The following is a 25,178-nucleotide window of genomic DNA, read 5'->3' on the forward strand; positions in this document are numbered from 1 at the left end:
TGACTGACCGTGGACAATCTCATCCCCGTACTGGTCGCGGTGCCCCTGGCCGGAGCCGCCGTGCTCCTGCTGGGCGGACGCCGCCTGGACGCCTTCGGCCACTGGCTGGGCGTCCTCGCCTCCACCGCGTCGTTCGCCGTGGGGCTCGTGCTGTTCTTCCACATGCTCGGGCAGCCGGTGGCCGCCCGGGCGGAGCACACCACCCTGTTCACCTGGGTGCCGGTGGGCTCCTTCCGGGCGCCGGTGGGCTTCCAACTCGACCAGCTGTCGGTCGTGTTCGTGCTGCTGATCACCGGCGTCGGCTCGCTGATCCACCTGTACTCGGTGGGCTACATGGCGCACGACGAGCGTCGCCGCCGCTTCTTCGGCTACCTGAACCTCTTCCTGGCGGCCATGCTGCTGCTGGTCCTCGCCGACAACTACCTTCTGCTGTACGTGGGTTGGGAGGGCGTCGGGCTCGCCTCGTACCTGCTGATCGGCTTCTGGCAGCACAAGCCGAGCGCCGCCACCGCCGCCAAGAAGGCGTTCCTGGTGAACCGGGTCGGCGACATGGGCCTGTCGATCGCCGTCATGCTGATGTTCAGCACCTTCGGCAGCTTCACCTTCGCGCAGGTCTTCCCGCACGCCGGGACGGCCTCCAAGGCCACGCTGACCGGCATCGGGCTGATGCTGCTGCTGGCCGCCTGCGGCAAGTCGGCGCAGGTGCCGCTGCAGTCCTGGCTGGGCGACGCCATGGAGGGCCCGACCCCGGTGTCGGCGCTGATCCACGCGGCGACCATGGTCACCGCCGGCGTCTACCTGATCACCCGCTCCAGCGCGATCTTCAACCTGGCGCCGACCGCGCAGCTGGCCACGGTGTGCGTGGGCGCGGTGACGCTGATCTTCGGTGCGGTCGTCGGTTGCGCCAAGGACGACATCAAGAAGGCGCTGGCCGGTTCGACCATGTCGCAGATCGGCTACATGGTGATGGCGGCCGGGCTCGGCCCGATCGGCTACGTCTTCGCCATCATGCACCTGGTCACCCACGGCTTCTTCAAGGCCGGGCTGTTCCTCGGCGCCGGCTCGGTCATGCACGGCATGAACGACGAGGTGGACATGCGCAAGTACGGCGGCCTGCGCAAGTACATGCCGCTGACCTTCGTCACCTTCGGCCTGGGCTACCTGGCCATCATCGGCTTCCCGTTCCTGTCCGGCTACTTCTCCAAGGACAAGATCATCGAGGCGGCCTTCGCCAAGGGCGGCACCGAGGGCTGGATCCTCGGCACCGCCGCCCTGGTCGGCGCCGGCGTCACCGCGTTCTACATGACCCGGGTGATGCTGATGACCTTCTTCGGCGAGAAGCGCTGGGTGCCGGACGCCGAGGGCCACGAGCCGCACCCGCACGAGTCCCCGAAGATCATGGGCATCCCGATGGTGGTGCTGGCCTTCGGCTCGGTCTTCGCGGGCGGCCTGTTCGCCGTCAACAACTGCTTCGTGAACTGGCTGACCCCGGTCACCGGCCACGAGGAGGGCAACTCCCCGCTGGGCTCGCTCACCGTCTCGCTGATCACCCTGGTGATCATCGCCGCGGGCGCGGCCGTCGCCTGGATGATGTACGGCCGCAAGCCGGTCCCGGCCGTCCCGCCGCTGGGCTCGCTGCTCACCCGCGCCGCCCGCCGCGACCTGCTGCAGGACGACTTCAACCATGTCGTCCTGGTCGGCGGCGGCGAGCACCTCACCCGGTTCCTGGTCTACCTGGACGCCAAGGGCCTGGACGGCGTCGTCAACGGCGTCGCCGCGCTCGTCGGCGGGGTCTCCGGCCGGGCCCGCAAGCTGCAGAACGGCTACGTCCGCTCCTACGCCATGTCGATGTTCGGCGGCGCGCTGGTGCTGGTCGCCACGACTCTCCTGATGAGGTCGATGTGAGTTCCTTCCCGCTGCTGACCGTCACGGCCGCCCTCCCGGCCGCCGGCGCGATCCTCACCGCCGCCCTCCCGGCCGCCACCAGTGCCAGGAGGCGCGACCTCAACAAGGGCATCCCGCTGGCGCTGTCGCTGCTGACGCTGGCGCTGGCCGTCGTCATGGCGGTGCGCTTCAAGCCCGGGGGCGCGCACTACCAGTTCACCGAGTCGCACTCCTGGATCTCGACCTTCGGCATCGGCTACACCCTGGGCGTGGACGGCATCGCCGTCGTCCTGATCCTGCTCACCGCCGCGCTGGTGCCGTTCGTGATGCTGGCCTCCTGGCACGACGCCGACCCGGTGGCCAACGACTCCGGCACCTTCGAGCGCAGCCGCCGCACCCAGGGCTTCTTCGCCCTGATCCTGGCGGTGGAGGCGATGGTGGTGCTCTCCTTCGAGGCCACCGACGTCTTCCTGTTCTACGTCTTCTTCGAAGCCATGCTGATCCCGATGTACTTCCTGATCGGCGGCTACGGCGACCGCACCGAGGGCGAGGACGCCCGCCAGCGCTCCTACGCCGCGGTCAAGTTCCTGCTGTACAACCTCCTCGGCGGGCTGGTCATGCTGGCCGCCGTCATCGGGCTGTACGTGATCACCGCCCAGCAGGGCATCGGCGCGGGCGGCCACGGCACCTTCGACCTGAGCACCATCAGCCAGGCGCTGGCCTCGGGCCGGCTGCACTTCTCCCCGGTCGCGGAGAACGCCCTGTTCCTCGGCTTCATGTTCGCCTTCGCGGTCAAGGCCCCGTTGTGGCCGCTGCACACCTGGCTGCCCAACGCCATGGGCGAGGCGACGCCGGGGGTCGCGGTGCTGATCACGGCGGTGGTCGACAAGGTCGGCACCTACGCCATGCTGCGCTTCTGCCTGGAGCTGTTCCCGCAGGCGTCCAAGACCTTCGCCCCGGCGATCCTGGTCCTGGCACTGATCGGGATCGTCTACGGGGCGCTGCTGGCGGTCGGCCAGAAGGACATCAAGCGGCTGATCGCGTTCGCGTCCATCTCCCACTTCGGCTTCATCATCATGGGCATCTTCGCCATGACCACCCAGAGCCAGTCCGGCGCGACGCTGTACATGGTCAACCACGGCGTCTCCACCGCGCTGCTGCTGCTGGTCGCCGGGTTCCTGATGTCCCGCCGGGGCAGCCGGCTCATCGGCGACTACGGCGGCGTGCAGAAGGTCGCACCGGTGCTGGCCGGGGCGTTCCTGGTGGGCGGCCTGGCGACGCTGTCACTGCCCGGCCTGGCGCCGTTCGTCAGCGAGTTCCTGGTGCTGGTCGGCACCTTCACCCGCTACCCGGTGATCGGGATCATCGCCACCGTCGGCATCGTGCTGGCCGCGCTGTACGTGCTGGTGCTCTACCAGCGCACCATGACCGGCCCGGTGAAGGCCGCGGTGCAGGGCATGCGCGATCTCCACCTGCGCGAACTGGTGGTGGTCACCCCGCTGATCGCGCTGCTGCTGGTGCTCGGCGTCTACCCGAAGCCGATCACCGACATCATCGACCCGGCCGTCGGCCACACCCTCTCCAGCGTCCAGCGGACCGACCCCGCGCCCCCGCACCCGGTCGCCGTCACCGCCGCGACCCAGACCACGACCGGAGGTGGCCAGTGACCGCCGCCCAGAGCGCCGTCCACAGCCTGTGGACGCTCGCCGACCCTTCCAGCAACGCCACCATCCCCACCCCCCACATCGAGTACGCCCAGCTCTCCCCGATGCTGGTGGTCTTCGGCGCGGCCGCGCTGGGCATCCTGGCCGAGGCGTTCGTGCCCCGGCGGGCCCGCTACTGGACCCAGATCACCATCGCCCTGGCCGGGCTGGCCGCCGCCTTCGCCGCCATCGTCGCCCTGGCCGCCGACGGCTACGCCGGCCCCAAGGCGCACCTGGCGGCCATGGGCGCGGTCGCGGTCGACGGGCCCGCGCTGTTCCTGCAGGGCACCATCGTGCTGATCTCCGTGGTCGCCGTCCTCGGCTTCGCCGAGCGTCGGCTGGAGAGCCCGCGCACCCCCGGCCGCGGCTTCTGGCGGCCCGGCTGGACCGGCGCGCCGGTCGACGCCTTCGCCCCGCAGGCCGCCGCGGTGCCCGGCAGCGACGCCGAGAAGTCCGCGGTGCGCTCCGGCTTCGCCACCACCGAGGTCTTCCCGCTGACCATGTTCGCCGTGGTCGGGATGCTGCTCTTCCCCGCCGCGGGCGACCTGCTGACCATGTTCGTGGCGCTGGAGGTCTTCTCGCTGCCGCTCTACCTGCTGTGCGCGCTGGCCCGCCGTCGGCGGCTGCTCTCGCAGGAGGCCGCGGTCAAGTACTTCCTGCTCGGCGCGTTCTCCTCGGCCTTCTTCCTGTTCGGCCTGGCGCTGGTCTACGGCTACGCCGGTACCGTCTCGCTCAGCGGGATCGCCGCCGTCGTCTCCGGCACCGAGACGCCGGTCACCCCGGCCCTGGCCAACACCACCGGCAATGACGCGCTGCTGCTGATCGGCCTGGCCATGCTCGGCGTCGGCCTGCTGTTCAAGGTCGGCGCGGTGCCGTTCCACTCCTGGACCCCGGACGTCTACCAGGGCGCCCCGACCCCGGTCACCGGCTTCATGGCGGCCGCCACCAAGGTCGCCGCGTTCGGCGCGCTGCTGCGCCTGCTGTACGTCGCCTTCCCCGGCCTCACCTGGGACTTCCGTCCGGTGATGTGGGCGGTGGCGATCCTCACCATGGTCGTCGGCTCGATCATCGCGGTCACCCAGACCGATGTGAAGCGGCTGCTCGCCTACTCCTCGATCGCCCACGCCGGCTTCATCCTCACCGGTGTGATCGCCATGGACAAGGCCGGGATCTCGGCCGTGCTGTTCTACCTGGGCGCGTACTCCTTCGTCACGCTGGGCGCGTTCGCGGTGGTCACCCTGGTCCGGGACGCGGGCGGCGAGGCCACCCACCTGTCCCGCTGGGCCGGGCTCGGGCGGCGCTCGCCGCTGGTCGCCGCGGTCTTCGCGCTGTTCCTGCTGGCCTTCGCCGGAATCCCGCTCACCAGCGGCTTCGCCGGGAAGTTCGCGGTCTTCCAGGCCGCCGCGGCCGGGGGCGCCACGCCGCTGGTGATCGTCGGTGTGCTCTCCTCGGCGGTGGCGGCGTTCTTCTACATCAGGGTCATCGTGCTGATGTTCTTCTCCGACCCCCGGCCCGACGGGCCCACCGTGGCCGTCCCCAGCGTCTTCACCGGCACCGCCATCGCCCTGGGGGTCGTGGTGACCCTGGTGCTCGGCATCCTGCCGCAGTACTTCCTGCACCTGGCCGGCCAGGCGTCGTTCTTCGTCCACTGACCCGCCGCCGACCACTGGAACACCAGTGAAACCCGTGAGGACAGCCCGAAAAGCAAGGCTCAGAGCGGCCCGACGTGGTACTTGCCACGTCGGGCCGGAGCAATGATCATCTCCTGACCGGATACGCTGCTCAGGATGGCAGCAGCGGCTCAGGACCGAAGCCGTGCGACCGACTAGCGACAGGAGAGTTCCCGGTGACCGTCGTGGGGCCCTTCAAGCTGAGCGTGCAGGACCAGGCACTGGAAGCGGACGTCCAACTCGGACTGGCCGCCGTCGAAGAGGCGCTCGGTGACGCTACCAAGAGTGATGTGCCCTTCATCACAGTCGCCGCGAAGCACCTCATGGAAGCCGGGGGCAAGCGCTTCCGCCCGCTGCTCGTCCTGCTCGCCGCGCAGTTCGGCGACCCCAACGCGCCCGGCGTCATCCCCGCCGCCGTCGTCGTCGAGCTGACCCACCTGGCGACGCTCTACCACGACGACGTCATGGACGAGGGCCTGATGCGGCGCGGAACGATCAGCGCCAACGCCCGCTGGGACAACTCCGTCGCCATCCTCACCGGGGACTTCCTCTTCGCCCGTGCCTCCAAGATCCTCGCCGCGCTCGGCCCGGAGGCCGTCCGGCTGCAGGCCGAGGCGTTCGAGCGGCTGGTCACCGGCCAGATCCAGGAGACCGTCGGCCCCCGCCCCGGCGAGGACCCGGTCCAGCACTACCTGGACGTCCTCTCCGGCAAGACCGGCTCGCTGATCGCCGTCTCCAACCGCTTCGGCGCGCTGCTCTCCGGCGCGGACGCCCACGTGGTGGACATCCTCACCGAGTACGGCGAGCGCATCGGCCTCGCCTTCCAGCTCGCCGACGACGTCCTCGACGTCGCCAGCGACAGCCAGGAGTCCGGCAAGACCCCCGGCACCGACCTGCGCGAGGGCGTGCCCACGCTGCCGGTGCTGCTGCTGCGCGCCTCCGAGCCCGACCCCGCCGTCCCCGGCGACCTGCGGCTGCGCGAACTGCTGGACACCGGCTTCGACCCGGCCCTGCCCGACGCCGACGCCCGGCACGCCGAGGCGCTGCTGCTGCTGCGCGCCCACCCGGCGCTGACCCGGGCCCGCGAGGCCACCCTGCGCTACGCCGAGGCCGCCCGCGAGCTGCTGGCCCCCCTGCCGGACTGCGCCGCCAAGGCCGCCCTCGAGGGGCTCTGCGACGCGGTGGCCCTGCGCACCATGTGACGGGGGCGGCGTCCCCCCGCGGCCGGATGCCGCCGGGCCCGTGATCGGCCAGACTGGGGCCGGCGGACCGGACGGCCGCCGACTGATCAGGGGAGAACGGGCGTGCGCGTCGTCATAGCCGAGGATTCGGTACTGCTGCGGGACGGCCTCACCCGGCTGCTGACCGACCGGGGGCTGGAGGTCGCGGCCGGGGTCGGGGACGGCGAGGCGCTGCTGGCCCTGCTGGACGAGCTCGCCGCCCGCGGGGCCCTGCCGGACGTCGTCGTCGCCGACGTGCGGATGCCGCCCACCCACACCGACGAGGGCGTCCGCGCCTGCGTCGAGCTGCGTCGGCGCCACCCCGGAGTGGGCACGCTGGTGCTGTCGCAGTACGTCGAGGAGCGCTACGCCTCGGAGCTGCTCTCCGGCTCCACCCGCGGCGTCGGCTACCTGCTGAAGGACCGGGTCGCGGACGTCAGCGACTTCGTCGAGGCGGTGCGCCGGGTCGCCGGGGGCGGCACCGCGCTGGATCCGGAGGTGGTCGCCCAGCTGCTCGGCCGCAGCCGCCGGCACGACGTGCTGGACGGCCTGACCCCCCGGGAGCGCGAGGTACTGGGCCTGATGGCGGAGGGGCGCACCAACGCGGCCGTCGCCCGGCAGCTGGTGGTCTCCGACGGCGCGGTGGAGAAGCACGTCAGCAACATCTTCATGAAGCTGGGCCTGGCGCAGAGCTCCGAGGACCACCGCCGGGTGCTGGCGGTGCTCACCTACCTCAACTCCTAGAGCACTGACAGCGCGTCAGTAGTGTTGCGGCGGAGGCGCGGAGACGTGCCGCGAAGGTCCGCCGAAGGCGACCCTTACCGGCATAGGATGCGAGCGGTGCACAGAAGCGGACGTGGGCACACGGCTCGCGCCCGGGTGGTGTCGAGGGAGGTCCCTGCAGTGACCAGCCAGGTCCACGTGCCGACGCAGACCGACGAGCCGTTGCCCGGATCGCCGCCCGGCGGCGGCGCGCCCGCCGCCGCCGAGGGCCCCGCCGCCGAGCCCGGCCAGGGCAAGCGGGTCCGTCGGCTGGACCGGGTGGTGATCAGGTTCGCCGGGGACTCGGGCGACGGCATGCAGCTGACCGGGGACCGGTTCACCACCGAGACCGCCGGCTTCGGCAACGACCTCTCCACCCTGCCCAACTTCCCGGCCGAGATCCGCGCCCCCGCAGGCACCCTGCCGGGCGTCTCCTCGTTCCAGCTGCACTTCGCCGACCACGACATCCTCACCCCCGGCGACGCGCCGGACGTGCTGGTGGCGATGAACCCGGCCGCGCTCAAGGCCAACCTGGGCGACGTGCCGCGCGGCGCGGAGATCATCGTCAACACCGACGAGTTCACCAAGCGGGCGCTGGCCAAGGTCGGCTACCCGGCCGATCCGCTGGACGACGGCTCGCTGGCCGGGTACGCGGTCCACCCGGTGCCGCTGACCACGCTGACGCTGGAGGCGCTGAAGGACTCCGGGCTGGCCCGCAAGGACGCCGAGCGGGCCAAGAACATGTTCGCGCTGGGCCTGCTGTCGTGGATGTACCACCGGCCCACCGAGGGCACCGAAAGGTTCCTGCGGGCCAAGTTCGCCAAGCGCCCGGACATCGCCGAGGCCAACGTCACCGCGTTCAAGGCGGGCTGGAACTACGGCGAGACCACCGAGGACTTCGCCGTCTCCTACGAGGTCGCCCCGGCCACCGCCGCCTTCGCGCCCGGCCGCTACCGCAACATCTCCGGCAACCTGGCGCTGGCCTACGGCCTGGTGGCCGCCGCCCGGCAGTCCGGGCTGCCGCTGTTCCTGGGCTCCTACCCGATCACCCCGGCCTCGGACATCCTGCACGAGCTGTCCAAGCACAAGAACTTCGGCGTGCGCACCTTCCAGGCCGAGGACGAGATCGCCGGGATCGGCGCGGCGCTGGGCGCGGCCTTCGGCGGGGCGCTGGGGGTGACCACCACCTCCGGGCCGGGGGTGGCGCTGAAGTCGGAGACCATCGGCCTGGCGGTCTCGCTGGAGCTGCCGCTGGTGGTGGTGGACATCCAGCGCGGCGGGCCCTCGACCGGGCTGCCCACCAAGACCGAGCAGGCCGACCTGCTGCAGGCCATGTACGGCCGCAACGGCGAGGCCCCGGTGCCGATCGTGGCCCCGGCCACCGCCGCCGAGTGCTTCGGCGCGGCCCTGGAGGCGGCCCGGATCGCGCTGACCTACCGCACCCCGGTGTTCCTGCTCTCCGACGGCTACCTGGCCAACGGCTCCGAGCCCTGGCGCATCCCCGAGCCCGGCGAACTGCCGGACCTGCGGACCGCGTTCACCACCGCCCCGAACCGCCCGGACGGCTCGTTCTGGCCGTACCTGCGCGATCCGCAGACCCTCGCCCGGCCCTGGGCGGTGCCCGGCACCCCCGGCCTGGAGCACCGGATCGGCGGGATCGAGAAGCAGGACGGCACCGGCAACATCTCCTACGACCCGGCCAACCACGAGCACATGGTCCGCACCCGGCAGGCCAAGGTGGACGGCGTCACGGTGCCCGACCTCGAGGTGGACGACCCCTCGCACGCCGCCCGGCTGCTGGTGCTGGGCTGGGGCTCGACCTACGGGCCGATCGCCGCCGCGGTGCGCCGGGTGCGCGCCGCCGGCGGCCGGGTGGCCCAGGCCCACCTGCGCCACCTCAACCCCTTCCCGGCCAACCTGGGCGAGCTGCTGGCCGGCTACGACCGGGTGCTGGTGCCGGAGATGAACCTGGGTCAGCTGGCCCACCTGGTCCGCGCCCGCTACCTGGTGGACGCGCGCTCGGTCAACCAGGTCACCGGCCTGCCGTTCAAGGCCGAGCAGCTCGCCGCCGCCATCACCGACCAGCTGGAGGACGACCATGCCTGACGCCGCCGCCGGCTACCCCTCGCTGGGGCTGGTGCCCAAGGCCGCCGCGCCGCAGGCGATGAAGGACTTCAAGTCCGACCAGGAGGTCCGCTGGTGCCCCGGCTGCGGGGACTACGCCATCCTGGCCGCCGTCCAGTCGTTCCTGCCCGAGCTGGGGCTGGCCCGGGAGAACATCTGTTTCATCTCCGGCATCGGCTGCTCCTCCCGGTTCCCGTACTACCTGAACACCTACGGCATGCACTCCATCCACGGCCGCGCCCCGGCCATCGCCACCGGCCTGGCGACCTCGCGGCGCGACCTGTCGGTGTGGGTGGTCACCGGCGACGGCGACGCCCTGTCCATCGGCGGCAACCACCTGATCCACGCGCTGCGGCGGAACGTCAACCTCAAGATCCTGCTGTTCAACAACCGGATCTACGGGCTGACCAAGGGTCAGTACTCGCCCACCAGCGAGACCGGGAAGATCACCAAGTCCACCCCGATGGGCTCGCTGGACGCCCCCTTCAACCCGCTCTCGCTGGCCCTGGGCGCGGAGGCCACCTTCGTCGCCCGCACCATCGACTCCGACCGCAAGCACCTGCAGTCGGTGCTGCGCGCCGCCGCCGAGCACGAGGGCACCGCGCTGGTCGAGATCTACCAGAACTGCAACATCTTCAACGACGGCGCCTTCGACGCGCTCAAGGAGCCGGAGACCCGCGAGGACGCGCTGATCCGGCTGGAGCACGGGCAGCCGGTGCGCTTCGGCCCCGGCGGCGGCCAGGGCGTCTTCCGCGACCCGGCCGGCGAGCTCACCACCGGCCCGGTCACCGACGCCAACGCCGCCGAGGTCCTGGTCCACGACGCCCACGCGGCCAACCCGGGCACCGCCTTCGCGCTCACCCGGCTGGCCGACCCCGACACCCTGCACCACACCCCGATCGGGGTGCTGCGCAGCGTCCGCCGCCCGGTCTACGACACGCTGATGGCGGACCAGCTGGACGCCGCCGTCGCCGAGCGCGGCGAGGGCGACCTGGCCGCACTGCTCACCGGCAGCGACACCTGGACGGTGGACTGACCCGCCGGACCGGCCCGCCGACCGGCCCCGCCACCGGCGCGCTCCCTCGCCCCGGCCCCCTTGGAGGGGGCCGGGGCGAGGTGCGTCCGGAGTCGGGCGACCTGGGGGGACTATGCCCTAGTTCGCCCATGTATACGAATGTATGTATGCCTTTGTGCGTCAAAAAGTCGCTAAGATCCGTAACAAAATCCGATCGGCAGCCAAGAATGTCCAGTATGTCCGTTGAGGCAAGAGTATTCATGCACGAGTGCACCTGCCTGGGTGCGCGTTGTTGAAGCAGCAGCAACCATCGATCCCGGATCGGAACACCCGTCATGGACAGTCGCACCAGCGCCGGCTCCAGCGCCCCAGCGGTACCCCCGGGCGGCGCCGACGACGGCGGTCTTCCGGAGAGCCTCGGCTACCGGGTGAAGAAGCGACTGCTCGGCAAGCCGCTGGTCACCGAGGAGCTCCAGCACGAGAAGCTCTCCAATCCGGTCGCCCTCGGCGTGCTCGCCTCCGACTGCATCTCCTCCTCGGCGTACGGCTCCGAGGCCATGCTGGTGCAGATGGTCGGCGTCATCGGCATGTCGGCCTTCAGCCTGCTGATGCCGATCACCGGCATCGTCCTGTGCGTGCTGACCCTGCTGACCCTGTCGTACCGGCAGGTCGTCATGGTCTACACCCGCGCCGGCGGCTCGTACGTCGTCGCCCGGGAGAACTTCGGCCCCCGGGTCGCCCAGATCGCCGCCGTCGCCCTGCTGATCGACTACATCGTCACCGTCGCCGTGCAGACCGCCGCCGGCACGGTTGCCCTGCTCTCGCTGGTGCACCTGCTCGGCGGCGCCAAGTACAACTGGGTCGACCACTACCAGCTGGCCATCTCGGTCGTCATCGTGCTGCTGCTGTGCTGGGGCAACCTGCGCGGCATCCGCGAGGCCGGCAAGGCGTTCGCCGCCCCCGCCTACCTCTTCATCGCCGCCATGGGCCTGCTCTTCGTGGTCGCCATCGTCCGGCTGATCATCGGGGACCTGCCGCACGCCGACGTGCACGCCGCCGGGGCCATCAAGCTCGGCATCCACGGCACCAGCAACCAACTGCTGATGGGTGCCTCGATCGGGCTGGTGCTGAAGGCGTTCGCCAACGGAGGCACCTCGCTCACCGGCCTCGAGGCCATCTCCAACGGCGTCAGCGCCTTCCGCAACCCGCAGGGCATCAACGCCCGCAAGACCCTGGTGGCCATGTCGCTGACGCTGGGCACCCTGGTGCTGGGCGTCTCCACCCTGGCCTACATCACCCACGCCATCCCGTTCACCGACGGCAGCCCCTCGGTGCTCTCGCAGGAGGGCAGCCTGGTCTTCGGCAGCACCTGGTTCGGCCAGGCCGGGCTGGTCTTCCTGCAGCTGTCGACCGCGCTGATCCTCTACACCGGCGCCAACACCTCCTTCAACGGCTTCCCGTTCCTGGCCAGCTTCGTCGCCGAGGACTCCTTCCTGCCGCGCCAGCTCACCCGGCGCGGGCACCGGCTCGCCTTCTCCAGCGGCATCCTCACCCTCACCGGCGTCTCGCTGGTGCTGCTCGTCGTCACCGACGCCGACCTGGACCACCTGCTCGGCCTGTACGCGATCGGCGTCTTCACCGGCTTCTTCATGGCCGGCACCGGCCTGGTCAAGCACTTCATCGACCGCCCGGACGAGCCCAAGCGGGCGCTGAAGATCGCCATCAACGCCGCCGCCGCCGCGCTCTCCGCCGTCGTCGTCGGGATCTTCGCGGTCACCAAGTTCACCGAGGGCGCCTGGGTGGTCGTGGTGGTCTTCCCGATCGGCGTCTGGGCGCTGATCAAGGTCAACCGCCGCTACCGGGACGAAGCCTCCGCGCTGGCCGCCGCCACCTCCGACACCACCCAGGCCCAGTACCGCCGCCAGGTCATGTACATCCTGGTGGACCGGGTCGACCTGGCCGCACTCAAGGCCATCAGCTACGCCCGCTCGCTGCGCCCGGCCGAGATCCGCGCCGTGCACTTCATGATCGACAGCCTGGAGGCGGAGAAGCTGGCCGCCCAGTGGATCGACGCCGGCGTCGGCGACCTCCCGCTGGAGATCGTCCAGTGCCCGGACCGCCGGATCACCCGCGCGCTGCTGGAGCTGATCACCCGCAACACGGCCGACAAGAAGAGCCAGATCACCCTGCTGATCCCGGAGCGCAACTACTCGCCCGTCCTGGGGCGGCTGCTGCACCGGCGCACCGCCGACCACATCGCCCGCGCCGTCGGCAAGCTGCCCAACGTCGTCGCCACCATCGTGCCGTTCGACGTCGTCATCAAGGAGCAGCCCCCGGTCGCCGAGGCGCCGGTCCCGGCGGGCGCCCGCTAGCCGGGCCGAGCCCGGCCGCAGCACCGGCCGCCGCCCCCGCACCCGGGGCGGCGGCTATGTTGTTGCCCGCTGACCCGTTGCCCGCCGCCTGTCGTCCGTCCTGAGGAAGTCCCGTGCTGAGTCCCGAAGCCACCGACGGTCCGGCGGCGGCGACCCCGGCGCAGCCCGCCGACTCCTCCGGCGCCCGGTGGCGGCGGCTGCCGCGCTCCCCGCTGCTGTGGTGGCTGTGCACCCGGCTGGTGCTGGTCGGCGTGGCCCTGGCCGGGGCCGGCGGCGCCACCGACGAGGTGCACGCCCTCTACCCCAAGTGGGCCGCCGAGCTGGCGCACGGCCACTTCCCGTTGCACGACTCGCAGTGGCAGTACCCGCCCGTCGCCGGGCTGGTCTTCCTCGCCCCCCGGGCGCTGCCCTTCCTGCCGTACGCCTCCGCCTTCGCGCTGCTGATGCTGGGCTGCGACGCGGCGGTGGCCGCGCTGCTGCACCGCGCCTCCCGGGGGCCCGGGCGCAGCAGCCACGGCCTGTGGCTGTGGGTCCTCGGCCTGCCGCTGCTGCTGCAACTGCCCTACATCCGCTTCGACGTCGCCGTCACGGCGCTGGCCGTCGGCGCGGTGCTGCTGCTGGACCGCCGCCCGGCGGCGGCCGGGACGCTGGCCGCCCTCGGCGCGCTGATCAAGGCGTGGCCGGTGCTGGCGCTGATCGGCGCCCCGCGCGGCCGGGCCACCCGCCGCTCCTGGGTCTCCGCCGCCCTCAGCGCGGCGGTCGCGGCCGGGGCCGTGGCGCTCGCCTTTCGGCACGCGCTCGGCTTCCTCGGCGAGCAGGGCGCCCGGGGCCTGGAGATCGAGTCGCTGCCCGGCAGCCTGCTGCTGGTCGCCCGCCGCCTCGGCTACCGCGGCACCGTCGGCTACCGCTACGGCTCGTTCCAGATCGGCGGTCCCCATGTGCACGGCCTGGCCACGGCGGTGCTGCTGCTCACCGTCGCGGGCTTCGGCTGGCTGCTGTGGTGGCGGCTGCGCGCCCGGGTCTGGCACCCCGCCACGGCGGCGGACGCGGCGCTGACCGCGATGCTGGTCTTCGTCACCACCAGCCGGGTGATCAGCCCGCAGTACCTGGTCTGGCTGCTCGGCCTGGGCGCGGTCTGCCTGGCCTTCCGCGACAGCAGCCAGCGCCGGACCGCCCTGGCCCTGCTCCCGGTCACCGCCCTGACCACCCTGGTCTACCCCGTCCTGTGGCTGCCGCTGCTGCACGGCGGCGCCCTCGCCGAGCTGGTCCTGCTGCTCCGCAACACCGCCCTGCTCGCCCTCACCCTCCACTCCGCCCGAGCCCTCCACCGCTCCACCTCCGCCCCGGACTGATGCCGGTCACGGCGACGCCCCTCCGAGGCGGTGAGGACGTCATGGGCAATCGTGGTTGACGGGCATGACAGCGGAGGTGGTCTGCCCGTACCGTCCTGGGGACAGACGGAGTGCGCGCGGCGGGAGGGTGCGGATCATGCAGGACGAGCGGAAGGGCTTCTGGCTGGGGGTGGCCGCGTACGGGGCCTGGGGGTTGTTCCCGCTGTACTGGCCGCTGCTGAAGCCCAGCACGGCCGGGGAGATCCTGGCCAACCGGATGGTGTGGTCGCTGGTGGCGGTGGCGGCCGTGCTGGCCTGGCAGCGGCACTGGGGGTGGATACGCCCGCTGCTGCGGCAGCCGCGGCGGGTGGCGCTGATCGCCGGGGCGGCGGCGGCCATCTCCGTCAACTGGGGCATGTACATCTGGGGAGTGAACAGCAACCAGGTGGTGCAGACCTCGCTGGGCTACTTCATCAACCCCCTGGTGACCATCGCCTTCGGCGTCGCCGTGTACCGGGAGCGGTTGCGCGCGGTGCAGTGGGCGGCGGTCGGGGTCGGCGCGCTGGCGGTGGCGGTGCTGACCGTCGGCTACGGCCATCTGCCGTGGCTGGCGCTGTCGTTGGCGTTCTCCTTCGGGGTCTACGGGCTGATCAAGAAGAAGGTCGGCCTGAGCGGGGTGGAGAGCCTCGCGGGGGAGACCGCGTTCCAGTTCCTGCCCGCCGTCGGCTACCTGGCCTACCTGGCGGCGACCGGCACCGGGACGCTCGGGCGGACCGTCCCCGGCTCCTACGGCTGGGGGCACAACGTCCTGCTGGTGCTGTGCGGGGTGGTCACCGCGCTGCCGCTGCTGGCGTTCGGCGCCGCCGCGATCCGGGTGCCGCTGACCACGCTGGGGCTGCTGCAGTACCTGGCGCCGGTGTTCCAGTTCGCGGTGGGCATCGTGGTGGACCACGAGCACATGTCCGGGCAGGCGTGGGCCGGCTTCGCCCTGGTCTGGGCCGCGCTGACGCTGCTCACCTGGGACGCGCTGCGCCAGGCCCGGCAGGCCCGGGGTCCGGCGCGCCCGGCCGCCCGCACCGCGCCGGGCGTCGTCGCCGCGCAGGACGAGGGCGCGCCGGTGGTGGAGGGGCTCAACTCCTGACCGCTCCGGCCGGGCGTCCGGAGCAGGTTGACCTTGTCCCCGGGGGAAGCCGCAGCATGCACAGGACCGGGCGACGGGCCCGGGACGAGGAGAGGGGCGCGCCCATGGACCTGCTGACGATCGGGGCCTTCGCCTCGGCGTCGCGGCTGTCGCCGAAGGCGCTGCGCCTGTACGACGATCTCGGCCTGCTGAAGCCGGCCCGGGTCGATCCGCTGACCGGCTACCGGCTCTACGCCCCCGAGCAGTTGGAGCGGGCCCGGCTGGTGGCCTGGCTGCGCCGGCTGGGCATGCCGCTGGCCCGGATCCAGCGGGTCTGCGACGCGCGGCCGGACGAGGCGGCGGGCGAGGTGCGTGCCTACTGGGCGCAGATCGAGGCCGACACGGCCGCCCGCCGCGACCTGGCCTCCTTCCTCGTCGACCATCTGTCCTGGAAGGACCCTGCCGTGCCGGACACCACCGAACCGCTGACCCTCCGCTACGCCTCCCTCTCCGACACCGGCCTGGTGCGCGCGAGCAACCAGGACGCGGCCTACGCCGGTTCGCGGCTGCTGGCCGTCGCGGACGGCTTCGGCCCGGGCGGCGCGCCCGCCAGCGCCGCCGCCATCGACGCGCTGAAGCGGCTGGAGGAGGGGGGCGTCCCGGCGGGCGATCTGCTGAACGTGCTGCAGGACGCCGTCGAGCAGGCCAACCGGGCCGTACGCCGCGCCGCCGCCCCGACGGGCGTCCCGACCGCCGCCGGGGAGGCGCCGGAGACGGAGGCGGCCGAGGCGGGGACGACGCTGACCGCCATGCTGTGGACCGGATCAGAGCTGGCCCTGGTCCACATCGGCGACTCCCGGGCGTACGTGCTGCGCGACGGCGAGCTGTTCCGGATCACGCACGACCACACGCTGGTGCAGTCCCTGCTGGACGAGGGCCGGATCAGCCCGGAGGAGGCGAGCGTCCACCCCCAACGGGCGTTGCTGCTGCGGGCGTTGACCGGCGGCGCGGAGGTCGCGCCGCAGCTGCGGCTGCATGCCGTCCGGGCCGGGGACCGCTACCTGCTGTGCTCCGACGGCCTGTCGGCGGTGGTGCCGGACGCCGAGGTGGCCGGGGTGGTGGCCGGGGCCGCCGACCCGGCGCAGGCCGTCCGCGAGCTGGTGGCCCTGGCCAACCGGGCGGGCGGCCCGGACAACGTCAGCTGCGTGGTGGCGGACGTAGTGGCGGGCGTGGTGGCGGGCGGCCGGTAGCCGTCCGGCTGCGGACTGTGCGGGCCCCCTTGACAGTCCCTCCCGCCGGGGCATGTGATATGCGCGTTCATGTTTGAATACGTTGAACCGTGTCGAACTATGCACGATCCTGGCGGCAAGGGGGATGTCATGCTGGCGAAGCGGCGGCAGTCGGTGATCCTGGCCGAGATCCGGCGGGTCGGCAGCGTCCGGGTCGGGGAGTTGGCGGAGCGCTTCGGCGTCTCCGACATGACGATCCGTCGGGACCTCTCCGACCTGGCCCGCCAGGGCCTGGTGGAGAAGGTCCACGGCGGCGCGCTGCTCTCCGGCACGGCCGGCAGCGTCGAGCCCGGCTTCGAGGCCAAGGCCGAGTGGGAGCCCGAGGCCAAGGACGAGATAGCCCAGGCGGCGGCCGCGCTGGTGCGCCCGGGCACCGCCGTCGCGCTGTCGGCCGGGACGACCACGCACGCGCTCGCCCGGCACCTGCTGCGCATCCAGCGGCTGACCGTGGTCACCAACTCGGTGCGGGTCGCCGACGTCTTCGAGGAGGCCCGGCGTCCGGGCCGGACCGGGCCCACGGTCGTGCTCACCGGGGGGGTGCGCACCCCTCGGACGCCCTGGTCGGGCCGATCGCCGCGCTGGCCCTGCACGACCTGCACGTCGACCTGCTGTTCATGGGCTGCCACGGGATCGACCCGGAGGCCGGGCTGACCACCCCCAACCTGGCCGAGTCCGAGACCAATCGGGCGCTGATGGAGTGCGCCTCGCGGGTGGTGGTGCTGGCCGACCACAGCAAGTGGGGCATGGTCAGCCTCAGTTCGTACGCCCCGCTGGCCGCCGTGGACACCCTGGTCACCGACGAGGCGATGCCCGCAGGGGTCCGCGAGGCCGCCGCCGCCTCGGTCGGACGACTCGTGGTGGCGGCGGCAGCCCCGGCGGGGCAGTAATGCTGACGTACCGTCAGACCGCCGAGAAGTGCTTGGTCGCGGCCTGCACCAGGGCGCTCTGCAGCTTGCCGGTGTCCGGGTCGGTCAGATAGCCGCCGATGGCGGTGAGGATGTCGTTGTTCCACGCCCCCGGCGCCATCACGCCGTGGGTGAGCGAACCGACGATGGTGTCCTTGGTCCACTCGTCCAGCGACCACTGCAGGTAGGTGTCGAACAGGGTGCGCTCCTGCGTGCCGACATGGGCGCGCGGCGGGATCGCCCCCTTCACCGTGGTGAACGAGTCCTGCCCCTCCTGGCTGCCGCACTCGGTGAGCCAGGCGATGGTCGCGTCCCGGTGCTTGGCGCCCTTGGGCAGCGTGAAGCAGTCCGACGCGAAGTCGAAGATGCCCGCGGTGCCGGGGGAGGGGGCCCAGTCGTAGTCGATGTGCGGCTGCAGGTTGAAGGTGACGGTGAAGCTCGCCTCGGTCCAGTCGCCCATGATCTGGTAGGCCGCCTGGCCCTTGGCGACCTGCGCACTGACCTGGTCCCAGGACATGTTCCCGCCGGTGCCCGGCGCGTGCTGCATCACCTGGTGGAAGTAGTCCAGCGCCTGGGTGACCTTGGCGGAGCTCCAGTCGGCGCCGGGGTGCCACAGCGCCGACCAACCGGCCGCGCCCAGCGTGCCGATCAGCATGGCCTCCATCACGTGCTGGAGCTGCCAGGACTCGGAGGGGTCGCGGGAGATGGCCAGCGGGATGTGCCCGGCGTCGTGGGCCTTGCCCAGGGCGTCGATGAACTCCGGGATGGTCTTCGGGCCGGTGGGTATGGAGAGCTTGTCGCAGAGCCGCCGGTTGGACCAGAGCACGTTGATGTGGTGGATGTCCACCGGCACCGAGTAGTACCGGCCGTTGCGCTGGATCAGCTTCAGCACATCCTGGTTGAAGGTCTTGTCCCACCCGTTCTGCTGGTACAGGAAGGTGACGTCCTCCAACTGCCCGGCGGTGATGTAGTCGCCGACCATCTCCCCGGCCTGGGCCTGGAAGGTGTCCGGCGGCTGCCCCGCGGCCAGCCGCTTCGCCAGCAGCGCCTTGGCGTTGGTGCCGGCGCCGCCGGCCACCGCCTCGTTGACGAACTGGATGTTCGGGTTGTGCAGGTTGAAGTTGGCCTTGAGCGCGTCCAGGGCCTGGAGCTCGCCGCCCGCCGTCCACCAGGAGAAGACCTGGAGCGAGGTGGCCGCGCCGTTCAGGCCGGTGGTCGCCTTGGTGCCGCTGCCGCACGCGGAGAGCAGACCGGCCCCTGCGGTGGCGCCCGCGGCGGCGAGGAACGTGCGGCGACTGATGGTCATGGTGTGTGAGGTCTCCCTGTTGTGCGGCGAGCGCGTCGTGCTGCCCCCGCGCAGGCAGCACCTGGTCCGTCCATGCCGTCGCCCGGTCCGGGAACTGAGGGAGGAGTCCGCTGGACCCGGCATGAATTGTCCGTCACACGCTCGGATGAATGAGCATCATCTGACAGGTCAGCAGGGGTTTCCGTCAAGCCGGCATTCGCTCTGCGAGACACGGTTGGGCAACAATGCGGCGCACCGGAGAAATGGAATTGCCACCACTCGGGGTGGTGTTTCTACAGGCCAGGGACGGATCGCACGAGATCGCCGCGAATGGTCACGGAAACGACCGGCGGCCGGTGGACGTGTCGGATATCACCCCGTTCGACACCTCCACCGGCCGCCCTCGGCGCCGCTCGGCCTACCTCGCGGCGTCCGCCTCCAGCACCGACGGGGTCACCGCACCCGCGTACACCGTGCCATCGGCGGTGACCAGCACGTTCACCAACTTGGTCGAGACCAATGTGCCGCCCGCGACCGGCTTGCCGAACTCCTTCAGCGCGCTCATCGCCCCGGCCTCGCTGCCTCCGGCGCTGCCACTCCCGGCCGCACTGCTCCCGGCCGGCTGCGCGGACGGCTTCACCACCCAGACCGTGCTCCAGCCGCTGCCGGTGGTGCTCACCGCGGGCGCGCCCGCGCCGCCGTGCGGCAGCGAGGCCGCGCCGGACGGCCGCTGCCACGGCGTGCGGCCCGGCTGCGAGCCCTGCGGCGGCTGCGCCGGGAGTGCCTGCTGCACCACCGTCGCCCCGCTCGGCGGGGTGAAGCCGTAGTCGGACGCGCTCTGGTGCGCGAACGAGACGGTGCTGAAGGCGACGTCCAGGATCGGGTCGCTGCCGTCCGACGGCAGCACCCGCACCTCCAGCGGCATTCCGTTGGCCGCGTCCACCGCGATCCTGACCTCGCCGACCGTCGAGCCCGAGCCCTTCGGCCGGACACTCAGCTCGTACACGGACTGCCCGGCCACCTTCGACTGCCCGGCGACCGAAACCGTCGTGGACGAACCGAGTGCCTTCAACGCGTCGGCCGCCGCCTGCTGCGGGTCCAGCGAGGGGTGCGCGGACGGCGTTGCGGAGCCCGCGCCGATCCCGGTCAGGTGCGTGGCGGTGCGGTTCCGAGCGTCGTACGCCCAGGCCGAACTGCCGTTGCGGACCAGGGAGAAGGCCGCGCCCTGGTCGGTGGAGACCACGCGCTGCCGGGTCGGTCCGTCCGCCGCCACGGTGAACAGGTGCGTCCCGGAGAGCAGCGAGGCCAGCTCCTGCTCCGCCTGCGCCTCGCCCTGCGCCTGCGCCTGCGCCGAAGCAGAGGCGGAACCGGAGCCGGACGCCCGGCCCGGCGCCGAGCCGCCCGCGCTCGCCAGCGCCGACGGGAGCGCGCTCACCAGCTGCGAGGGCAGCCCCAGATCCACGCTGCTCTGTACCGTCCCGGAGAAGGTCTGCACCCGGGAGGCGAGCATCTTCGCCAGCAACTGCTGTGCGGTGACCGACGGCAGGTCCGAACTGGCCGCGAACACCGGCACGGCGATCAGCGCCGCCGCGGCCGCCCCGGCGATCGCCGCCGGCACCAGCACCCGTCCGCGCCGCCCCCGGGGCCGCTCGGGCGCGGCCGCCGCGCCCGGCAGGTCACCCCCGGCCCCGCCCTGCTCCGGGTCGCTCCCACTGCTGTTCCCCATGGCCTGTCCCTCCGAAGTCCGGCATCCAGCACGCTCACTCCATTAGACGCCCACCGGAAGCGGTCCGGGGTCGCCCCACGGAAGCACCTGCCCTCCGCCTCTCGTCGCATGCGACCCCGAGTCGGTCTCAGGGTCGCGGCCGGTCTCAGGGTCGCGGCCGGTCTCGGGGTCGCGGCCGGTCTCGGGCTCACGGCCGGTAGATGATCCGCGTAAGGTTCAGGCCATGAAGGATCAGTCGGCGCAGCCCGCCCCCGCCACGTCCCTCGCAGCCGCTGCCGCGGCCCAGGCCGCGCCCACCGCCAACGCCATGCGGCGGGCCCTGCACCGGGCCCGCGAGGGCGTCGCGCTGGACGCCGGCGAGGCCGCCGTCCTGCTCCGGGCGCGCGGCGCGGACCTGCGCGACCTGTGCGGCACCGCCGCGCGCATCCGGGACGCCGGGCTGGAGACCGCCGGGCGGCCCGGGGTGATCACCTACTCCAAGAAGGTGTTCATCCCGCTCACCCGGCTGTGCCGGGACCGCTGCCACTACTGCACCTTCGTCACCGTCCCCGGCAAGCTCAAGCGCGAGGGCCACGGCCTCTACCTCTCGCCGGACGAGGTGCTCGCCATCGCCCGCGAGGGCGCGGCCCTCGGCTGCAAGGAGGCGCTGTTCACCCTCGGCGACCGCCCCGAGGACCGCTGGCCCGAGGCCCGCGAGTGGCTCGACGCCCACGGCTACGACGACACCCTGGCGTACGTCCGGGCCATGTCGGTGCGGGTGCTGGAGGAGACCGGGCTGCTGCCGCACCTCAACCCGGGCGTGCTGGGCTGGACCGACTTCCAGCGGCTGAAGCCGGTCGCGCCCTCCATGGGGATGATGCTGGAGACCACCGCCACCCGGCTGTGGTCCGAGCCCGGCGGCCCGCACCACGGCTCGCCGGACAAGGAGCCGGCCGTCCGGCTGCGGGTGCTGGAGGACGCCGGGCGCTCCAATGTGCCGTTCACCAGCGGCATCCTGATCGGCATCGGCGAGACCCACGAGGAGCGCGCGGACGCACTGTTCGCGCTGCGGCGGATCTCCCGGCAGTACCACGGGCTGCAGGAGGTGATCATCCAGAACTTCCGCGCCAAACCCGACACCGCCATGCGGGCCATGCCCGACGCCGAGCTGGAGGAGCTGGCCGCGACCATCGCCGTCGCCCGGGTGCTGCTCGGCCCCTCGGCCCGCATCCAGGCCCCGCCGAACCTGGTGGACGCCGAGTACGAGCTGATCATCTCGTCCGGCATCGACGACTGGGGCGGCGTCTCCCCGCTGACGCCGGACCACGTCAACCCCGAGCGTCCCTGGCCGCACATCGACGACCTCGCGGCGCGCACCGCGGCGGGCGGCTTCGAGCTGCGCGAGCGGCTCACCGTCTACCCCGAGTACGTCCGGCGCGGCGAGCCCTGGCTCGATCCGCGGGTGCTGCCGCACGTCCGGGCCCTGGCCGATCCGCAGACCGGCCTGGCCCGCCCGGACGTGCTGCCGGTCGGCCTGCCCTGGCAGGAGCCGGACGAGGTGTTCGTGCCCAGCGGCCGCACCGACCTGCACACCGCGGTGGACACCGAGGGCCGCACCGGCGACCGCCGCGAGGACTTCGACGAGGTCTACGGCGACTGGGAGTCGCTGCGCGAGCAGGCCGCCGAGCAGGCCGCGGACGGCCCCGCCCCGGCCCGGCTGGACGGCGACGTCCGCGAGGCCCTGGCCGTGGCCGCCGACGACCCGCGCCGGCTGACCGATGCACAGGCGCTGGCGCTGTTCCACGCGGACGGCCCGGCCCTGGACGCGCTGTGCGCCATCGCCGACGCGGTCCGCCGCGACACCGTCGGCGACACCGTCACCTACTGCGTCACCAGGAACATCAACTTCACCAACGTCTGCTACACCGGCTGCCGCTTCTGCGCGTTCGCCCAGCGCCGCACCGACGCCGACGCCTACACCCTCTCGCTGCAACAGGTCGCCGACCGCGCCGCGCAGGCGTGGGACGTCGGCGCCACCGAGGTCTGCATGCAGGGCGGCATCCACCCGGACCTGCCCGGCACCGCCTACTTCGACATCGCCCGGGCGGTCAAGGCCCGGGTGCCCGGCATCCATGTGCACGCCTTCTCGCCGATGGAGGTGGTCAACGGCGCGACCAGGACCGGGCTCTCGCTGCGCGACTGGCTGCAGCAGGCCAAGGAGGCCGGGCTGGACTCCATCCCCGGCACCGCCGCCGAGATCCTGGACGACGAGGTCCGCTGGATCCTCACCAAGGGCAAGCTGCCCGCCGCCACCTGGGTCGAGGTGGTCTCCACCGCGCACGAGCTGGGCCTGCGCTCGTCGTCCACGATGATGTACGGGCATGTGGACCAGCCCCGCCACTGGCTCGGGCACCTGCGGCTGCTCGCCGAGATCCAGGAACGCACCGGCGGCTTCACCGAGTTCGTGACGCTGCCGTTCATCCACACCAACGCCCCGGTCTACCTCGCCGGGATCGCCCGCCCAGGCCCGACGCTGCGCGACAACCGCGCGGTCACCGCCATGGCCCGGCTGCTGCTGCACGGGCGCATCCCCAACATCCAGACCAGCTGGGTGAAGCTGGGCGCGGACGGCGCGGCCGAGATGCTCCGCTCCGGCGCCAACGACCTGGGCGGCACCCTGATGGAGGAGACCATCTCCCGCATGGCGGGCTCCGCGTACGGCAGTTACGAGTCCATCCGGGGGCTGGAGGCGATCGCCGCCAAGGCCGGGCGTCCGTCCGCGCAGCGCACCACCACCTACGCCCCGGTCCACGAGGAGCGCCGGGCCGCCGCCCTGGCCTCGGACGGGCACCTGCCGGAGCTGCTGCCGGTGCTGGAGTAGCCGCGCCGGCGCTCAGTGCATCAGCTCACCGGCGTTGACCAGCAGCGACTGGCCGGTGATGGCCCGGGCCCGGTCCGAGGCGAAGAACAGCGCGGCCTCGGCGACATCGCCGTCGGTCGCCAGCTCGGGCAGCGCCATCCGCTCGGTGAGCCGGGCCTTCACCTCCTCCTCGGGGACGCCCTCGGTGCCGGAGGTCCAGCGGACGTACATCTCCACCGCCGGGCCCCACATCCAGCCCGGGAGCACGGTGTTGACCCGGATCCGCTCCGGCCCCAGCTCCCGCGCCAGCGAGTACATGGCGGAGGTGAGCGCGCCCTTGGAGGCCGCGTACGCCGCCTGCCGCACCTGGCTGGGCGCGGCCACCGCGGACTGCGTCCCGATGATCACCACCGAGCCGCCGCGCTCGCGCAGCGCGGGCAGGCAGGCCCGGGTGAGCTGCAGGGTGCCGATCAGGTTGACGTCCAGCACCCGCCGCCAGGCGGCGAAGTCGGCGTCGGCCAGGCCGCCGAAGTAGCTGTCCATGGCGGCGACATGGACGACCGCGTCGATGCGGCCGAAGCGCTCCACGGCCAGCGCGGCCAGCGCGGTGCAGGCGTCGTCCTCGGCGATGTCGGTGCAGCGCCAGGCGACCTGCCCGGGGTGCTCCGCCTCCACCTCGGCGGCGGCCTTGGCCAGGTTCTCCTCGGTGCGGGCCCCCAGCACCACCCGGGCCCCCTCGCGCGCCGCCCGGACGGCGACCTGCTGGCCCAGCCCGGGGCCCACCCCGGACACCACGACCGTACGACCATCGAGCAGCGGCATGGCTGACACCTCCCAGATAGCTGACGGCACGTCAGCTTATTTCTCCGGGGCGGGGTTTGCCAGAGCCATGCATCTGACTTACCGTCAGTTCTCGGTGCACACGCGAGCGAAGCGGGAGGCCAGCAGATGGCGGACGACGACCGGCTGCAGGCGGGCGAACGGCAGACAGAGGACCGGCCGACAGGCGAACGGCAGGCGGGCGACCGGCAGCCGCCCGCGGGGGACCTCGACCAGTACACCGCACTGGCCTCCCGGGGGCCCTACTCGGTGGCTGTCGGCAGCGCCCTGATCACCATGGTCGAACCGCACCCGGGCCACGAGTACGGCTACAACCGCTGGTACGAGGACGACCACTTCTACGCCGGGGCGATGGCCATGCCCTGGATGTTCGCCGGCCGCCGCTGGGTCGCCACCCGCGATCTGCAACTGCTGCGCTACCCGGAGAAGTCGGCGGTCGCCGAACCGGTCACGGCCGGCTGCTACCTCTCCGTCTACTGGATCAACGAGGGCCGCCAGGACGACCACATGCGCTGGACCGTCGGCATCAACAAGCGGCTCAACCGGGACGGCCGGGTCTACCGCGACCGCACCCACGTCTTCACCGCGTTCCAGCAGCGGGTCGCCGCCGCCTACCGCGACGGCGCCGCCGGGCCGCGCGACATCCACGCCCTGGACCACCCCTACGCCGGGCTGGTGCTCCAGGTCGTCGACGCCGAGGACGCCGCCGGGCGCGAGCGGCTGGTCGACTGGCTGCTGGACCGGCACCTCCCGGCCAAGCTGCGGCCCGGCAGCCCGGCCGCCCTGTGCGTGCTGTTCCGGCCGCTGCCCCTGCCCGGCGACCGGATGACCTACGTCAAGCAGGTCGAGGGGGTGGACAACCGGCTCACCCTGCTCTGGTTCCTGCAGGAGGACCCGCGCGCCTGCTGGCCCGCCTTCACCGGCTTGGACGCCGAGGTCGCCGCAGCCGTGCCGGGCGCGCGGGTGGAGCTGGTGGCGCCGTTCGTACCGACCCTGCCCGGCACCGACGCCTACGTCGACCGGCTCCGCTGACCCCGCGACCGGCCGACCGCCGAAGCCCCCTGCGGATCGGCGAGGGGGCCACGGCCACGGG

16 protein-coding genes and 1 pseudogene are annotated in these 25,178 nt (G+C 72.4%); 14 read left to right on the plus strand and 3 right to left on the minus strand.

Going from position 1 to position 25,178, the window contains the following annotated elements; translation table 11 throughout:
* Positions 1–9: 9 nt before the first annotated feature.
* From nuoL to GXW83_RS03830, 12 genes and pseudogenes are all read left to right on the plus strand, one after another.
* Positions 10–1,905 (plus strand): NADH-quinone oxidoreductase subunit L, encoded by a 1,896-nt coding sequence (gene nuoL / locus GXW83_RS03775; protein WP_182441483.1) that lies wholly within the window; start codon positions 10–12, stop codon positions 1,903–1,905.
* Complete coding sequence (locus tag GXW83_RS03780) at positions 1,902–3,551, plus strand: NADH-quinone oxidoreductase subunit M (RefSeq protein ID WP_182441484.1); 1,650 nt, start codon at positions 1,902–1,904, stop codon at positions 3,549–3,551. Before nuoL ends, GXW83_RS03780 begins: the two co-directional genes overlap by 4 nt.
* A complete protein-coding gene (gene nuoN, locus GXW83_RS03785; protein WP_182441485.1) occupies positions 3,548–5,239 on the plus strand; it encodes an NADH-quinone oxidoreductase subunit NuoN in 1,692 nt (563 codons plus the stop codon). Before GXW83_RS03780 ends, nuoN begins: the two co-directional genes overlap by 4 nt.
* Positions 5,240–5,433: 194 nt before the next feature.
* A complete protein-coding gene (locus tag GXW83_RS03790) occupies positions 5,434–6,459 on the plus strand; it encodes a polyprenyl synthetase family protein (protein WP_182441486.1) in 1,026 nt (341 codons plus the stop codon).
* Between the two features lie 102 nt (positions 6,460–6,561).
* Positions 6,562–7,221: a response regulator transcription factor gene (locus GXW83_RS03795; RefSeq protein WP_182441487.1), complete on the plus strand. Its 660-nt coding sequence runs from the start codon at positions 6,562–6,564 to the stop codon at positions 7,219–7,221.
* 159 nt (positions 7,222–7,380) lie between these two features.
* On the plus strand, positions 7,381–9,345 hold the full coding sequence (locus GXW83_RS03800; protein WP_182441488.1) for a 2-oxoacid:acceptor oxidoreductase subunit alpha: 1,965 nt from the start codon (positions 7,381–7,383) through the stop codon (positions 9,343–9,345).
* Entirely contained in the window at positions 9,338–10,399 is a 1,062-nt protein-coding gene (locus tag GXW83_RS03805) for a 2-oxoacid:ferredoxin oxidoreductase subunit beta (RefSeq protein ID WP_182441489.1), read from the plus strand. The genes GXW83_RS03800 and GXW83_RS03805 overlap by 8 nt, the downstream gene beginning before the upstream one ends.
* A gap of 314 nt (positions 10,400–10,713) precedes the next feature.
* Entirely contained in the window at positions 10,714–12,750 is a 2,037-nt protein-coding gene (locus GXW83_RS03810) for an APC family permease (RefSeq protein ID WP_182441490.1), read from the plus strand.
* 113 nt (positions 12,751–12,863) lie between these two features.
* Entirely contained in the window at positions 12,864–14,102 is a 1,239-nt protein-coding gene (locus GXW83_RS03815; protein ID WP_225446737.1) for a glycosyltransferase 87 family protein, read from the plus strand.
* A gap of 136 nt (positions 14,103–14,238) precedes the next feature.
* Complete coding sequence (gene rarD / locus GXW83_RS03820) at positions 14,239–15,222, plus strand: EamA family transporter RarD (RefSeq protein WP_182441491.1); 984 nt, start codon at positions 14,239–14,241, stop codon at positions 15,220–15,222.
* 104 nt (positions 15,223–15,326) lie between these two features.
* A complete protein-coding gene (locus GXW83_RS03825; protein ID WP_182441492.1) occupies positions 15,327–16,451 on the plus strand; it encodes a MerR family transcriptional regulator in 1,125 nt (374 codons plus the stop codon).
* A 129-nt stretch (positions 16,452–16,580) separates the two neighbouring features.
* Positions 16,581–17,377 (plus strand): annotated as a pseudogene (locus tag GXW83_RS03830) (DeoR/GlpR family DNA-binding transcription regulator).
* A gap of 13 nt (positions 17,378–17,390) precedes the next feature.
* On the opposite strand, the gene GXW83_RS03835 reads toward GXW83_RS03830, so the two are convergent.
* Both GXW83_RS03835 and GXW83_RS35030 read right to left on the minus strand, forming a co-directional pair.
* Positions 17,391–18,701 (minus strand): ABC transporter substrate-binding protein, encoded by a 1,311-nt coding sequence (locus tag GXW83_RS03835; RefSeq protein ID WP_182441493.1) that lies wholly within the window; start codon positions 18,699–18,701, stop codon positions 17,391–17,393.
* Positions 18,702–19,098: 397 nt separating this feature from the next.
* A complete protein-coding gene (locus GXW83_RS35030) occupies positions 19,099–20,406 on the minus strand; it encodes a DUF2092 domain-containing protein (protein WP_182441494.1) in 1,308 nt (435 codons plus the stop codon).
* A 223-nt stretch (positions 20,407–20,629) separates the two neighbouring features.
* Here GXW83_RS35030 and GXW83_RS03845 point away from each other — a divergent pair, with 223 nt between their 5' ends.
* A complete protein-coding gene (locus tag GXW83_RS03845) occupies positions 20,630–23,266 on the plus strand; it encodes a bifunctional FO biosynthesis protein CofGH (protein WP_182441495.1) in 2,637 nt (878 codons plus the stop codon).
* A 12-nt stretch (positions 23,267–23,278) separates the two neighbouring features.
* On the opposite strand, the gene GXW83_RS03850 is transcribed toward GXW83_RS03845, so the two are convergent.
* The gene (locus tag GXW83_RS03850) at positions 23,279–24,067 is read right to left on the minus strand and encodes an SDR family oxidoreductase (protein WP_182441496.1); all 789 of its coding nucleotides are present in this window, start codon (positions 24,065–24,067) and stop codon (positions 23,279–23,281) included.
* Between the two features lie 126 nt (positions 24,068–24,193).
* On the opposite strand from GXW83_RS03850, the gene GXW83_RS03855 reads away from it, so the two are divergent.
* Positions 24,194–25,117, plus strand: coding sequence for a hypothetical protein (locus tag GXW83_RS03855; protein WP_370466549.1), 924 nt, complete (start codon positions 24,194–24,196; stop codon positions 25,115–25,117).
* Positions 25,118–25,178 lie beyond the last annotated feature (61 nt).

Origin of the sequence: Streptacidiphilus sp. PB12-B1b (assembly GCF_014084125.1) — a bacterium.
Taxonomy (GTDB): Bacteria; Actinomycetota; Actinomycetes; order Streptomycetales; family Streptomycetaceae; genus Streptacidiphilus.

Bases quoted from the DNA above. Each gene is read 5' to 3' on its own strand.
- GXW83_RS35030 (WP_182441494.1), bottom strand. From the start codon at position 20,406: ATGGGGAACAGCAGTGGGAGCGACCCGGAGCAGGGCGGGGCCGGGGGT.
- GXW83_RS03835 (WP_182441493.1), bottom strand. From the start codon at position 18,701: ATGACCATCAGTCGCCGCACGTTCCTCGCCGCCGCGGGCGCCACCGCA.
- GXW83_RS03810 (WP_182441490.1), top strand. From the start codon at position 10,714: ATGGACAGTCGCACCAGCGCCGGCTCCAGCGCCCCAGCGGTACCCCCG.
- GXW83_RS03845 (WP_182441495.1), top strand. From the start codon at position 20,630: ATGAAGGATCAGTCGGCGCAGCCCGCCCCCGCCACGTCCCTCGCAGCC.
- rarD (WP_182441491.1), top strand. From the start codon at position 14,239: ATGCAGGACGAGCGGAAGGGCTTCTGGCTGGGGGTGGCCGCGTACGGG.
- GXW83_RS03825 (WP_182441492.1), top strand. From the start codon at position 15,327: ATGGACCTGCTGACGATCGGGGCCTTCGCCTCGGCGTCGCGGCTGTCG.
- GXW83_RS03850 (WP_182441496.1), bottom strand. From the start codon at position 24,067: ATGCCGCTGCTCGATGGTCGTACGGTCGTGGTGTCCGGGGTGGGCCCC.
- GXW83_RS03805 (WP_182441489.1), top strand. From the start codon at position 9,338: ATGCCTGACGCCGCCGCCGGCTACCCCTCGCTGGGGCTGGTGCCCAAG.
- GXW83_RS03855 (WP_370466549.1), top strand. From the start codon at position 24,194: ATGGCGGACGACGACCGGCTGCAGGCGGGCGAACGGCAGACAGAGGAC.